This is a genomic window from Natrinema sp. 74 (genome assembly GCF_046097095.1).
GTDB lineage: Archaea > Halobacteriota > Halobacteria > Halobacteriales > Natrialbaceae > Natrinema.
On the sequence record NZ_CP175698.1, the window covers coordinates 1,071,289 to 1,084,103 of the forward strand.

The 12,815-nt window shown below is 65.9% G+C and carries 14 protein-coding genes; 12 read left to right on the forward strand and 2 right to left on the reverse strand.

Annotated elements, in window-relative coordinates; translation table 11 throughout:
* Positions 1-56: 56 nt before the first annotated feature.
* The 4 genes from arcS (at position 57) to ACJ70B_RS05350 (ending at position 4,648) form a co-directional block, all read left to right on the forward strand.
* The gene (gene arcS / locus ACJ70B_RS05335) at positions 57-1,808 is read left to right on the forward strand and encodes an archaeosine synthase subunit alpha (protein ID WP_408959379.1); all 1,752 of its coding nucleotides are present in this window, start codon (positions 57-59) and stop codon (positions 1,806-1,808) included.
* A gap of 120 nt (positions 1,809-1,928) precedes the next feature.
* Positions 1,929-2,600: an SdpI family protein gene (locus tag ACJ70B_RS05340; protein ID WP_408959380.1), complete on the forward strand. Its 672-nt coding sequence runs from the start codon at positions 1,929-1,931 to the stop codon at positions 2,598-2,600.
* 342 nt (positions 2,601-2,942) lie between these two features.
* A complete protein-coding gene (locus ACJ70B_RS05345; protein WP_408959381.1) occupies positions 2,943-3,542 on the forward strand; it encodes an HdeD family acid-resistance protein in 600 nt (199 codons plus the stop codon).
* Positions 3,543-3,628: 86 nt separating this feature from the next.
* Entirely contained in the window at positions 3,629-4,648 is a 1,020-nt protein-coding gene (locus ACJ70B_RS05350; protein ID WP_408959382.1) for an LLM class flavin-dependent oxidoreductase, read from the forward strand.
* On the opposite strand, the gene ACJ70B_RS05355 is transcribed toward ACJ70B_RS05350, so the two are convergent.
* Positions 4,649-6,340 (reverse strand): bacterio-opsin activator domain-containing protein, encoded by a 1,692-nt coding sequence (locus ACJ70B_RS05355; RefSeq protein ID WP_408959383.1) that lies wholly within the window; start codon positions 6,338-6,340, stop codon positions 4,649-4,651.
* Entirely contained in the window at positions 6,337-6,801 is a 465-nt protein-coding gene (locus ACJ70B_RS05360) for a response regulator (protein ID WP_408959384.1), read from the reverse strand. Before ACJ70B_RS05360 ends, ACJ70B_RS05355 begins: the two co-directional genes overlap by 4 nt.
* 1,751 nt (positions 6,802-8,552) lie before the next feature.
* Here ACJ70B_RS05360 and ACJ70B_RS05365 point away from each other — a divergent pair.
* From ACJ70B_RS05365 to ACJ70B_RS05400, 8 genes are all read left to right on the forward strand, one after another.
* Positions 8,553-9,416, forward strand: coding sequence for an N-acetyltransferase family protein (locus ACJ70B_RS05365; RefSeq protein WP_408959385.1), 864 nt, complete (start codon positions 8,553-8,555; stop codon positions 9,414-9,416).
* A gap of 58 nt (positions 9,417-9,474) precedes the next feature.
* Entirely contained in the window at positions 9,475-9,861 is a 387-nt protein-coding gene (locus ACJ70B_RS05370; RefSeq protein ID WP_408959386.1) for a hypothetical protein, read from the forward strand.
* 166 nt (positions 9,862-10,027) lie between these two features.
* Positions 10,028-10,543 (forward strand): hypothetical protein, encoded by a 516-nt coding sequence (locus ACJ70B_RS05375; RefSeq protein ID WP_408959387.1) that lies wholly within the window; start codon positions 10,028-10,030, stop codon positions 10,541-10,543.
* Positions 10,544-10,596: 53 nt separating this feature from the next.
* On the forward strand, positions 10,597-10,947 hold the full coding sequence (locus tag ACJ70B_RS05380) for a hypothetical protein (protein ID WP_408959388.1): 351 nt from the start codon (positions 10,597-10,599) through the stop codon (positions 10,945-10,947).
* A gap of 80 nt (positions 10,948-11,027) precedes the next feature.
* Positions 11,028-11,306, forward strand: a complete 279-nt coding sequence (locus ACJ70B_RS05385; protein ID WP_408959389.1) for a ubiquitin-like small modifier protein 1 — start codon at positions 11,028-11,030, stop codon at positions 11,304-11,306.
* Positions 11,307-11,382: 76 nt separating this feature from the next.
* Positions 11,383-11,592 (forward strand): hypothetical protein, encoded by a 210-nt coding sequence (locus ACJ70B_RS05390; protein ID WP_408959390.1) that lies wholly within the window; start codon positions 11,383-11,385, stop codon positions 11,590-11,592.
* Positions 11,593-11,673: 81 nt separating this feature from the next.
* Complete coding sequence (locus ACJ70B_RS05395; protein ID WP_408959391.1) at positions 11,674-12,465, forward strand: AzlC family ABC transporter permease; 792 nt, start codon at positions 11,674-11,676, stop codon at positions 12,463-12,465.
* A complete protein-coding gene (locus ACJ70B_RS05400; RefSeq protein WP_408959392.1) occupies positions 12,455-12,775 on the forward strand; it encodes an AzlD family protein in 321 nt (106 codons plus the stop codon). The genes ACJ70B_RS05395 and ACJ70B_RS05400 overlap by 11 nt, the downstream gene beginning before the upstream one ends.
* Positions 12,776-12,815: the final 40 nt, after the last annotated feature.

Consider the following 12,815-nt stretch of genomic DNA (forward strand, 5'->3'; position numbering starts at 1 on the left):
ACTCGACGGTCGCCGGCTATCGACAGCCTCTTTCGCTCGCCCCGGCCATATCGCGTATGACCGACTATTTCGAAGTACACGCACGCGACGGGGCCGCGCGCGTGGGCGAACTCCGCCTCTCTTCGCCGGTAACGACGCCCGCACTCGTCGACGACGTCCTCGAGGACGCGGGCTCGCTCTGGAGCGAGGAGCGAGCGCTCCCCGACGGTGACGAGTCGCGGCTCACCGTCCTTCCCCACCGAGCGTTCCCCGGCGGCACTCCCGACGAAGTGCAGGAATCGTTCGCCGTTGACTCTCCCGACGTCGACTACCCCAGCGTCGCCGTCGTCTCGAGCGAGCGCGTCGACGAACAGGGAACGGACGCGTACGCCCTCTCGAACGTCCAGTCAGTGATGGGCCACGGTGCAGCGCTCGTCGAGGCCGTCGTCTCCGTCCGCGAGGCGATCCCCGCCGACACCGCCTTGCTGTTCTCCGGGGTCGCGACGCCGCGAAACGTCGCCCTGTTGGCCTACGCGGGCGTCGACCTTTTCGACGAGACCGCGGCCGTGGTGAAAGGGACCGAGGGGCGGTATCTGACGACCGACGAGGCGTACTTCCTCGAGGACCTCGACGAACTCCCCTGCTCGTGTCCGGCCTGCCGGCAACCGCGCGAGGAGTTTACGCGCGAGGACTGCGCCGAACACAACGTCAACGCGCTCGAAGCCGAACTTGCGATCGTCCGCCGGCGGATCCGGGACGGCCGCCTGCGAGATTACGTCGAGGGCCAGGCCCGACAGGACCAGTGGCTCACGGCGGCGATGCGTGAACTCGACGACCAGTGGGGGTATATCGAGGAGCGCACGCCCGTTCTCCGAGATGCCCAGATCAGCGCCGCGACCGCGGACACGCTGCGCCGAGTGGAGATCCAGCGCTTTGCCGATCGGGTGACGACGCGGTACCGAAACCGCTTCCAAAACCCGCTCGTGTTGGTCCCCTGTTCGGCCGCCAAGCCCTACAGCGAGTCCCAGAGTCACCGCCAGTTCCACGACGCCGTCCAGTGGCGGGCACACCTCGTCTCGATGACCAGCCCCATCGGCGTCGTTCCCCAGGAACTCGAGACGACCTACCCCGCCCAGCACTACGATACCGTCGTCACAGGTCGCTGGTCCGAAGACGAAAAGCAGTTCGTGAGCGCGGTGCTTGAGCGCTACCTCGAGCGCAACGAGTACCCGGAGATCATCGCCCATGTCCCTGACGAGGGCTACCGCGACATCGTCGAACGGGTCGAGGAGACTCTCGATCTCGATATCACCTACACCGTCGACGAGCATCCGACCGACGAGCAATCGCTCGCGAATCTCTCGGAGGCGCTCTCGGGCGAACTCAAATATTCAAAACGCGAGCGCGAGCACAACACTGTCCGCGCCATCGCGGACTACCTGCTCGGCGACGGGGCCGGCGACGACCTCTTCAGAGACATACAGACGACCAGTCGCTACCCGAAGATTCAGGTCCGCGACGCCGACGACACCCAGCTCGCGACGATGGTCCCCCAGTACGGCACCCTCTCTTTTACCCTCGAGGGTGCCAAGCGGTGGCTCGAGAGCGACGCGCCCGTAAAGCGAGTCGAGATCGACGGCTTCGTTCCGCACGGCAGCGTCCTCGCGCCGGGCGTCGTTGGCGCCGACGAGGAGATCCGCGTTGGCGACGAAGTGATCATCGAGGGGCCGAAGGCGTTCGCCGTCGGCCGCGCCGCGATGTTCGGCCGCGAGATGGCCGAGAGCACGCGCGGCATCGCCTGCGAGGTCCGCCACGTCGAGGAGCGATGAGCACCGGGAGATAACGCGGCTATCGCGAGGGCAAACGCTGCACCCCCCGTCATCCGGACGGACGCCGAAGACGGCCGTCCGGCCACCCCGTTGATAAGCGCCGGCGTCGTCTCTCTCGATATGGACACGACGCAGCGATTAACGCTGGCGGGAGGGGTCGTCGTCCTCGCCGGGGTCGCGAGCGCCCTCGCGGCACCGGCGCTTCCCGATTCGGTCGTGACCCACTGGAACGCCGCCGGCGAGCCGGACGGGACGATGGCAAAGTCGGTGGCGCTTGCGTTCCTTCCTGCGCTCTCGGCGGTCCTGGTGGTGCTTTTCGCGCTGGCCCCTCGCATCGATCCGCTCGGAGCGAACGTCGAGTCGTTTTGTCCCGCCTACGACTGGTTTATCGTCGCCGTTGCGACGTTCGTGCTCGTCCTCCACACCGGCGTCATCGCGTTCAACCTCGGCTACGAGTTCGATGTTACACTGCTCGTCATCGCCGGCGTCGCCGCCCTCTTCTACGCCGTCGGCGAATTGCTCACGCGCGCAGAACCCAACTGGTTCGTCGGCATCCGGACGCCGTGGACGCTCAGCAGCGAGGCGGTCTGGGAGCGGACCCACGAACTCGGCGGCTGGCTGTTCAAGCTCACCGCCGTCGTCTCGCTGATCGGCCTCTTCTTCGGGGACGCCGCCGTCTACTTCCTCGTCGTACCAGCGCTCCTGACGGCCGCGATCACCCTGGCGTACTCATACTATCAGTACCGACGACTCGAGAACGGGACTGAGTCCCCCTCGGACACCGGCGTCTGAGCGTCCGGACACGGACCAGATCCGGCGGCTACTCCCTGCGGCCGGGACACGCTTTCAGTAGGTGTTCGTGGTAGACGGCGGCGGGGACCCGTTCACCGCAGAGGTCACAGGTCTGGTGGTCGGCGTCGGTCTCGTCTGTCACGGGTCGGTCTGTCGTCCGGACGACAATAATAACCGCGCTTCGGCGGCCACATCGTCACGTGCGACTGGACGGCGCTTTCCGCGAGACCGCTCGAGACGGTCGTTCGTCCGCGTTTCCGACTAGTCCGTTTGCCCGACATAATGTCAGACCACATACTTGTTTTATATGCGCACACGACGTAGTCAATGTTGGTGAGTTCAATGAGTAACGACACTGTAGACACCATGTCCGCGGAGAGGGACTCCCTCAAGAACGAATGGCGGACGCTCGCGATCGCGGGCGTGCTCGTCGGGTTGATCGGCATCCTCGCGGTGGCGTTTCCGTTCGTCACGGGGCTCTCGGTATCGCTCGCGATCGGCGCGCTGCTCGTCGTGGGGGGCATCGTCCACGGCGTCCATGCCTTCACGGCGCGGGGGTGGCGCGGTTCGCTCTGGCAACTCGCGCTCGCGGTCGTCTCGGTTGTCGCCGGCATCGCCGTCCTCGCGGCACCCGCCGTCGCGCTGCTTACCCTGACGATCGCGCTCGTGGCGTATCTGCTCGTCGACGGGATCGCAGAACTCGTGCTGGCGACGCGGATGCCCAGTTCCCGAAGTCGAACCGCAGTCGCCGTCAGCGGCGTCGTCGGCCTCGTCCTCGCCGCCCTCCTCTGGGTTGGCTTTCCGGCGACCGCAGCCTGGGCGATCGGACTCCTCGTGGGTGTAAACCTCCTCGTGACCGGCCTTTCGATGGTCTCCGTCGCGATGGCCGCTCGGTCGACCGAGGACGTGACCTCGCCCGCGACCGAACCGCGCGGCACGTAACTCCGTTTTTTACCCGACACACACCGCTTTGTTTCCCGGGCGTCTAGACCGAACGGTTATTGGCTGTCCTGGCCCGAACGGGTCGTATGGACCTCTCGATCGTCGATCTCGCGCCGGTCCCCGCCGACGGGACCGCGACTGACGCGTACGAAAATACGGTCGAACTCGCGCAAGTGGCCGAGGAGCGCGGCTATTCGCGGTTCTGGGTGGCCGAACATCACGGCATGGCCGATTCCATCGCGAGTACGACACCGGAGGTGCTGATCGCCCGTCTCGCGGCCGAAACCGACGCGATCCGTGTCGGCTCTGGGACGGTCCTGCTCAACCATTATCAGCCGTTCAAGGTGGCAGAGACGTTCGCGGCCCTCGACGCGCTGGCACCGGGTCGGATCGATCTCGGGCTCGGCCGGGCGACGGGGATTCCGGCCGCCGATCGAGCGCTTGGCACCGAACGCCAAAAGCGAAACCCGGACGAAGACCACGCAGAGAAGATCGACGCGACGGTCACTCACCTCTACGACGGCTTTCCGGACGGTCACGACTACGCCGAGTTACCACTGCCACGGTCGGCCGACGACGTTCCCGAAGCGTGGGTACTGGGCTCGAGCCCCTCGAGCGCCGAAATCGCCGGCGAGCTCGGGCTTCGGTACTGTTTTGCCGGGTTCATCAGACCGAATCTCGCCGAGCGCGCGTTCGAGACATACCGAGAGCACTTCGAGCCCTCACCGCTGGGCGCGGGACCAGACGAACCGACGGGAATGCTCGCGATGAACGTCGCCTGCGCCGAGACGGACGAAGAGGGTGCTAGGCTGCGAGCGACCGCCGAAGCGTCCTACCAGCGGATGCGACGCGGCGTCGTCGGTTCGCCGCCGTCGGTCGAGGCGGCCATCGACGAACTTGGCGGCGTGCCCGATCCGACGCCGAATCCGCTTCCTGACGGCGACTGGCGGCGATCGATCTCGGGGAGCCCGGAGACGGTGGCGGACCTGCTCGAGCAACTGACGGATCGAGTCGGCGTCAACGACGTGATCGTCCAGAATATCATCGCCGACCACGACGACGTGATTCGCTCGCACGAACTCCTCGCGGACGGAGTGGGGCTCTAACTACTCGCCGAACACCGAATTGAAGAACTTCCGCTCGGCCGTCCGGAGGTGCTGGTTGAACGTCGCCGGGGCGATACCGAGTCGCTCGGCGATCTCCTCGCCGGTGCTCCCGCGCGGCCAGTCGAAATAGCCCGCGAAGTAGGCCGTCTCGAGGGCTGCGCGTTGCTTGTCGGTCAGTTCGTCCTCGATGACCGACGGGGAGGCCGAATCGCTGCGGTCGCCGCGTTCGGTGGTACGCTGAGCGAGGTAGGTCACGTCGTCGCGCCGTTCCTTGATGAGTTCGATCATCCGACGGGTATCGCGACCGCGTGGGAGTTCGACGACGAACCGGAATTCGCCGTCGGCGATCGTCGCCGACGCGACGCGGCCGCCGTGGGTGGCGATCGTCTCGAACAGGGAGACGGCCGCGGGGGCAACGAGTTCGAACTCGAACTCGTCGCGCCCGACCGAGAGAAACCGAACGTCGCCGATCCCGTCGGTCCGATCGACGGTCTCGGAGAACGTCTCCTGGGAGACGCCGCGCGCCGAACCGTAGGCCAGCAGCGTCTCGTCGCCGCCGACCAGCTGTTCGAACTCGATCGTACACGACTCGGTCGCCGAGAGCTCCACCAGCGATTCAGCCATCGCGTCGACACGAAACTCGAGTTCGATGACGGCGTCGCTGACCAGCGCGTCCTTGCGCTCGAGTGCAGTGATCGCATGTGCGATAACGTCGCCGATCCGGGCGAGGACGGCGGTCTCCGGCCCTTCGAACTCTCGCGGCGAATCGGAGTAGACGTTCAGGACGCCGTAGACGAGGTCCTCGTGGACGATCGGGATCGACGCACTGGATCGATAGCCGCGAGTGCGCGCCGCCGCTCGCCACGGGTCGTAGTCGGGCGCGGTCTCGAGATCGCTCATGACTTGGACCTGTCCGGTTCGGACGGCCGTCCCCGCCGGGCCTTGGCCGGTCTCGTCGTCCTCGTCGACGGAGATGGAGATTTCGTCGAGGTAGCCGTCTTCGACGCCGGCGGCCGCCTTCGGAACGAGCCGGTCGTTGCCCGGGTTCACGCCGCCGATCCACGCGAACCGGTAGGCGTCGGAGTCGGTCAACCGGTCGCAGACCTGCTGTTCGAGTTCCGCCCGCGTCTCGGTCGTAATCACCGCGTGCGTGATGTCGTGGCCGACCCGGTTGAGCCGGTTGAGCGCCTCGAGTCGCTCGCGCTGCTGGCGTCGTTCCCGCTCCTGATAGGCGCGTTCGATCGCGTGGTGGATCGTCCGCACCAGCAGTTCGCTCGTCACCTCGTCTTTGACGAGAAAGTCCTGTGCGCCGCGCTGGATCGCCTTGACCCCGACCTGCTGGTCGCGGACGCCGGTCAGAACGACGATCGGCGTCTCTCCGGTCTCCTCGTGGACCGTCTCGAGAGTTGCGAGGCCCTCGCTGTCGGGGAGGTTCAGATCGAGCAAGACGATATCGGTCGGTTCGGATTCGACCGCCGCTAGCCCCTCCTCGAGGCGGGTTTGACGCGAAATTTCCGGGGGCTGGTTCGTCGCCTCGGTCGGACTCACTCGTTGGGCGAGTTCCTCGGTGTCTCGGAGCATCTCCTGAATCAGACGGGCGTCGCCGGGGTTGTCCTCGATCAGAAGGATGCGAAGCGCGTCCGCGGTCTTCTGGCCTTGCTCGCTGCCGGTCTGGGTGTTCGTTTCGCTCATCGGTTATCGACCTCCGGGGGGAGCCGCACGACGGAGAACCAGAACTTCTCGAAGGCTCGCACCGTCTCGATGAACTCGTCGGGATCGACCGGCTTCGTGAGGTAGGCGTTGGCGTGGAGTTCGTAGGACTTGACGACGTCTTCTTCCGCTCGTGAACTCGTCAGGACGATCACCGGGATCGATCGCAGCGCCGGATCGTCTTTGAGTTCCTCGAGGACGTCCTCGCCGTCCTTACCGGGGAGATTGAGATCCAAGAGAATGAGGTCCGGCCGCGGCGCGTCGGCGTAGTCGTCGCGCTGTGTGAGGAAATCGAGCGCCTCGGTGCCGTCGGAGACGACGTGGAGATCGTTCTCGATGCGGCCCTGTTTGAACGCCTCCTTGGTCAGGCGGACGTCGCCGGGATTGTCCTCGACCAGGAGGATCTGTGCCGGCTCGGCTCGAGAGGTATCTGACTCACTCATTGGTCATCGATCTCCGTCTCTCGAGTGCGAGGTGAGGCTCGCGCATCGCTGCCGATCCCGCCGCCGTCGGCGGGATCGCCCCGATCCCACGGTCCCGAACTGCAGCCGTTCATCTCACCCTGCCTTTCTCGGCGAGTACGGATATACGTGGGGTTCCACGCCGCTGTCAGAGACCGAACCGACGGGAATCCGGGGCAACGGGCGGCGTGGGCCGGAATCACCACTGACCCGGGCGGGCGTGGCGACGGCGACGCCGCTGACAGCCGAGTCGATCGCCCGTTCCCGGGCGCGAGAGTGGGGCGGCTCGCCGAGTTCGAGGAATCCATAGCACGCTCCGAACGGCCGCAACCGGCGTAAATGTAGCGCCGTCTCCACGCGAGGGCGACTCTCCACCGATATGACGGGTTCACGGGACAGCGGTGACTCCCCTTCGTGGCACTGTCGGCGGTCGCTGCCCACGAGCGAGCGTATAGCGGGCGCGGCGGATCTTCGCCGACGCCCGTCGGCCCGAACGGGAAGGCCGGACCCGGCCGCCGCCGGACAACAGCGGCTCGAGGGCCTCAGACGACGTCGGGCCGTTTCTGAATTTCGATCGTTCTATATCGCAATATGTGATTTATGTGTCCGCTCCGCAGTTGCACCGCCGCTATCACGAGAGCGCGACGAGCGTCAAGTCGAAAGGGGACCTGATATCGGAGATCGACACGGAGGGCGATCGAATCGGCCGACGACCGAAACGGCCACCGTCGATCACCGCCTGCAGAGAGCAGGATACCGACAGTCGCGCACGTGCGTTCGGTCAGCGGTGGCCGAATTCCGGATGCGAACGAGTAGCGTTCACCCTAGCCTGCCCGTTGCCAGACGACTCCTAACGCGAGAGGATGCTAGTGAACGCGTCTCGAGTGAGAAACGGAACTACAAGTTGGGTGAGCAAACGTTCGTCACGGAACTCGACGAGGTGTTGAACGGCGAGCACCCCACGTTCGACGGCCGGTCCGACCTGACCGACACGGAACAGATACTCTGCGAGGGAGTGCGGAGCACCCTCCACTGCCGCAGAGCCCACGAGACACGACCGAGCGGGTCGAACTGGCGGGTAGTCACTCTCGGAGGGGGCCACGGTTGCCGCCTACCAGTGGACGGTCCACCGCGACGGACGGTTCCGGGAGTCCCTACGGGTGGTTCGCCTCGAGCGAGTTGCCGGCGAAGATGATCGTCCACGATTCGCTACCCCTCTTCGGTGGTGGCTCGCCGCTGTATCGGCCAATAGTTCGCGATTGTCGAGGGCAAACTCATTCTGGCGACGCTTGCCCAGTGCTACCATCTCGAGCATCCATCCGAAACCGAGTCGAGCGAAACGGCCCTCGAGTGCCACCGAAACAGCGTGTGCCGGGGGTGACGACCGTCGCTACCGCTCCGTTTTCGCGATCGAGCCCCCGAGAATCACGTTTTTCGTCGAACGATGGCGCGCTGAGGGGGTAACCGGCCGAGCGGTTTCGATCGGAACGATGTAGTGTCGACCGCCCACCGCGCCATAAACCAAATACCACGATAGCAAATAGTCGATCGGGCAGACGACATGCCATACTGCGAGACCGAGCACTAATCACCGATTGGCCGGGCGACGAGGGCGCGAGCGGTCGTCGAAGCGAATCTCGCTTGCAAGCAATAGCGGACTTCGCGGCCGTCCGGCACGGGCGGTGGCCGATACGGATCGCATACTAATGTCGACGGTCGACGGGACCGTCCGTATGAGCGTCTACCCGGCGACCCCCTTCGAGGACGACGTCCAGCGTCGCGTCTACGAGTACGTCGAGCGTAACGGTGCCGTCACGCCGGCCGAACTCGAGCGATCGATCCGAATCGAGACCGACCGGCCGAACTCGAAGCCCGCGCGGTCGGGCACATACACCGAAACCGTTCCGCCGGAATCGGACGATCTCCGGTCGTGCATCGCGGCGCTGAAAGACGACGGCTACCTGACCGAATCCGACGGTGCGCTCCGAATTGCGCTCTCGGCGTCGCCGAGCGACCTCGAGTGCGAAGACGGGACCGTCGTGATCAGACCGGCGCGCGAAGAGGATCGAGACGGCATCGTCGAGACGATGCGGGCGGTCGCCGACGACTGCACGTACGTCGTCGCCGAGAACGTCACGGCGGAACTCGAGCGCGAGCCGGCGCTCGTCAGGGCCAACGAGGAGCGTTCGCGCGTGTTCTTCGTCGCGGTTCTCGAGACGGAGTCAGAAGCCGATGAGGAGGCCACGGCAGCAGGAGACGAAACCGACGACGCCGAGTCGACGGCGGAGGGCGAGGTCGTCGGCTGGCTCCACGTCGACGCGCCGGAACTGCCGTCGCTTCGCCACACGGCCGAACTGACCGTCGGCGTCGATGCCGACCACCGGCGACAGGACATCGGCTCGTCGCTGCTCGAGTACGGCCTCGAGTGGGCCACCGACGAGGGGTACCAGAAGATCTACCAACGCGTGCCTGCGACGAACGAGACCGCGATCGAGTTTCTCGAAGCCAACGGCTGGCAACAAGAGGGGACACACGAGGGTCAGTACTGCATCGACGATGAGTTCGTCGACGAGATCATGCTAGCGACGTGGCCCTGATCGGGGGCACCGCCTTCGGGCGAACATTTTCATGGCAGTCAGTCGCATACTACATCGTATGGACGAGATCTCACTCGGCGTCCCGGAACCGATCCTCGAGCGCCTGCCGGCCGACGACGAGACCGCGGCAACGGACATGCAGGAGGCGGTCGCGGGCTGGGAAACGCGGCTCAACCGGGCGATCGACGCGGCCGACGACGACCGCGAGGCGGCGAGTCGCGTCCTCGAGGCGGTCGACCGGTTCGAGGAGCGCTACGAAACGTACGACGGACTGGTGCCGGAACTACGCGCGTGGGGGCAATCGCCGATCTACGCGATCGCCTGGCGGACGCTGTACGCCGACGTGATCGCCCAGCTCCACGACCACGACGAACTCGGGGAGCATCTCGACCGAGAGCGAAACGCACGGCTGGTAGCGGACGGTATTCGACTGCGCGACCTGTAGCGATTGCAGACGACGATCGACCGAGATCTGTTCATACCGTGAAATATATTCCCAAACGGATCTGAACCGTCACAGGGCTCGAAATACCTGCTCCCCTTGACTGCAAAATGCAATTGACAATCACGATAGAGTAACGATTTAGTGGGTTCACTCGAGAGAGAGTGCTGTGGCGACGACTTCCGACGAACCGGTCTCGGATCGGACCGACGCGATCGACCTGACGACGCGCGTTCGCCGTCGGCTGCTGCCGGTACTCCATCGAGTCAAGGAGCCGCTGGGCGGGTACGCCGTCTGTCGACAACACCCCGCAGAGTACGTCGGTATCGTCGAGCGCGACCTGTCGGCGGTCCGGTCGACGCTCGAGGAGATGGGGTTCGAACCGGAGCCGATCGCGTCGCTGAAGGTCCACGACGACGGCCGACTCTCGGCCGGGAGCTGGGTACGACGCGAGTCGGCGCTCGCGCAACGGCAGCTCCACGTCGCGCTGTTTCGGACCGACGACGGCGTCGAGGTGTTCGCCCATCGCGAGTACTCCTGGCTTCGCCATCCCTACAAACACTACACGCAGGAGGGATGGGACACCGCCGGTGGCGTCGAGCGAATGCGGTCGCTGCTGTCCGAACACGGCATTCCGTTCCGGATCGAACGAGAGGAGACGGCGGACGACGAAGACGAGCGGTAGCGGGCGACGCGTCCAGCCCAAGCGTTCAAATCCGCTGCCTCGCTAGCAGTAGCATGGAGTTCGCTGTGTCCCGCAACGGGACGACGCTCGTCACCCTTCACGGGGGATCCGAGACGACCGCCTGCGACGACGCGACCGCGACGGTCGGAGCCGCCCTCGAGACACTAGCCGGTGACGGGGCGATCGCCGACTGGGAGGTCACGGACGCCGAGGTCTACGAGCACCCGACCGCGCCGTTCGATCCGTACGCGATCACGGTCGCGTTCGCGGTGACGGTCGGCGTCGCGGCCGACGACGCGGACGCGGCAGCAGCGCGCGGCGCGAGCGCAATCGACGACGCCCTCGAGCGGACCGAACTCGACTCGATCACGTACACGTCCTCGCCAGTGGCGTCGGCGGCCTGAGTCGCGGTCGACTGCGCGCCCTCACGAATCGGGAGTCGCCGACCGCCCGGACTTATGCCGCCCGGCAACAAGTAACACGTATGGACGTCGATCTCCGCTTCTTCGCCACGTTCCGAGAGGCTGTCGGCGACAAAGAGCGAACGCGAACGGTCGCTGACGATGCCACCATCGGCGACGTGCTCGCGGCTCTCGAGGCCGATTACGGAGGCCTCGAGGGGCAATTGCTCGAGGACGGATCGATCCGACCGCAGTTGAGCGTGCTGAAAAACGGTCGCAACGTCGTCCATATGGCCGGCGTCGAGACGGCACTCGAGGACGGCGACGTGGTCTCGGTGTTTCCGCCGGTCGCCGGCGGCTGACGGTTCGCTGGCTTCCACGTAGGCGAGAGAAGTACCGTCCGATATATTTTTTACTAACAGAAACACAGCTGTATTCATGCTCGACGATCTCCTTATTCTTCCATTCGAAGCCGGGATCGAGTGGCTCATCGGCCGGGACGACGCTTGGACGACGGCCCAGCAGTTGTGTCTGTTCTTCGGCATCGTCTTCGGACTGCTCGCGATCGCCCTCGCCGTCGTCAGCGAACTGTCGTACGGACTCGCCGCGGGAATCGTCGCGCTCGGACTACTCTTGTATGGTTCCTGATATCGATCCCGCTCGATCAAGCCGCCGCCCGCGGGCGGTTTCGAGACCGCTTTACGCGTCGTTCGACTCGAGGAGGACGTGATGGGAACCGACGGTGGTGACGTCGATCGCGGTCCCGGTGAGAGCGGCGGACGGACAGCCGACGGACAAGCCGACGATACGCGACCGCCAGCGGACGACGGACGCGAGCGGGTCACGTTCACTCGAGCCGGAATCCGCGCCGGGTTTCTCTCCTGCCTCCCGGTCGCGCTCGGCGTCGGCGGTTACGGAATCGCGTTCGGGATGCTCGCCCGGCGGGCCGGACTGAGCGTCGCGGAGGCGACGCTGATGAGCGCGACGGTCCTCGCGGGTGCCGCCCAGATCGTCGCCGTCGAACTCTGGGCGGAGCCGATCCCGATCGCGACGATCGTTCTCACGACGCTCGCGATCAACCTGCGCTACTCGTTGATGGGGGCGGCACTAGGGCCGTGGCTCGAGCGACTCTCGCCGAGTCGGAGCTACGGGAGCCTGCTGTTGATGGCCGACGAGAACTGGGCGCTGACGATGCGCGAACTGAAATCCGGTAGCGGCCGGGGCGCGTTCCTCTTGGGGACCGGTATCGCGATCTGGGTCTGCTGGGTCGGCGCGACGGTCGTGGGCGCGGCCGCCGGCGGCGTGATCGGCGATCCGGCGCAGTACGGCCTCGATTTCGTCCTCGCGGCGGTCTTCGTCGCGCTCGCGGTCGAACTCTGGGAGGGACGCCCGACCCTCGTGCCGTGGCTCGTCGCGCTCGCGACCGCCGTCGCCGCTGCGGAGTTCCTCCCGGGTCGGTGGTACATCCTGCTCGGCGGGTTCGCGGCCGCCGCGGTGGAGGTGATCCGCCATGATCGGTGACGGCACGCTTGCACTCAAGCCGCTCGTGGTCGGGACCGTCCTCGCGATGGCGCTCGTGACCGCCATCGCGAAGGTCGGCGGCTTCTGGCTCTTACGCCGACTCGAGGTGAGCGAGCGATTCGAGGCGGGGCTCTCGGTCCTGCCGGGCGCGATCGTGATCGCGATCCTCGGGCCGGAACTGGCGGCCGGCGGACCGGCCGAGTGGAGCGCGGCCGGCGTCGTGTTGCTGGTCATGTGGCGGGCCGAGAACATCCTGCTGGCGCTTTGTAGTGGCGTCGGCGCCGTCGTGTTGTTCCGGGCGTTTATCTGACCCGCAACCGGCGAACGCGATTTTATCAGTCCGGCCGTCG

Bases quoted from the DNA above. Each gene is read 5' to 3' on its own strand.
- ACJ70B_RS05370 (WP_408959386.1), top strand. From the start codon at position 9,475: ATGGACGAGATCTCACTCGGCGTCCCGGAACCGATCCTCGAGCGCCTG.
- arcS (WP_408959379.1), top strand. From the start codon at position 57: ATGACCGACTATTTCGAAGTACACGCACGCGACGGGGCCGCGCGCGTG.
- ACJ70B_RS05345 (WP_408959381.1), top strand. From the start codon at position 2,943: ATGAGTAACGACACTGTAGACACCATGTCCGCGGAGAGGGACTCCCTC.
- ACJ70B_RS05380 (WP_408959388.1), top strand. From the start codon at position 10,597: ATGGAGTTCGCTGTGTCCCGCAACGGGACGACGCTCGTCACCCTTCAC.
- ACJ70B_RS05350 (WP_408959382.1), top strand. From the start codon at position 3,629: ATGGACCTCTCGATCGTCGATCTCGCGCCGGTCCCCGCCGACGGGACC.
- ACJ70B_RS05400 (WP_408959392.1), top strand. From the start codon at position 12,455: ATGATCGGTGACGGCACGCTTGCACTCAAGCCGCTCGTGGTCGGGACC.
- ACJ70B_RS05395 (WP_408959391.1), top strand. From the start codon at position 11,674: ATGGGAACCGACGGTGGTGACGTCGATCGCGGTCCCGGTGAGAGCGGC.
- ACJ70B_RS05340 (WP_408959380.1), top strand. From the start codon at position 1,929: ATGGACACGACGCAGCGATTAACGCTGGCGGGAGGGGTCGTCGTCCTC.
- ACJ70B_RS05360 (WP_408959384.1), bottom strand. From the start codon at position 6,801: ATGAGTGAGTCAGATACCTCTCGAGCCGAGCCGGCACAGATCCTCCTG.
- ACJ70B_RS05365 (WP_408959385.1), top strand. From the start codon at position 8,553: ATGAGCGTCTACCCGGCGACCCCCTTCGAGGACGACGTCCAGCGTCGC.
- ACJ70B_RS05390 (WP_408959390.1), top strand. From the start codon at position 11,383: ATGCTCGACGATCTCCTTATTCTTCCATTCGAAGCCGGGATCGAGTGG.
- ACJ70B_RS05385 (WP_408959389.1), top strand. From the start codon at position 11,028: ATGGACGTCGATCTCCGCTTCTTCGCCACGTTCCGAGAGGCTGTCGGC.
- ACJ70B_RS05355 (WP_408959383.1), bottom strand. From the start codon at position 6,340: ATGAGCGAAACGAACACCCAGACCGGCAGCGAGCAAGGCCAGAAGACC.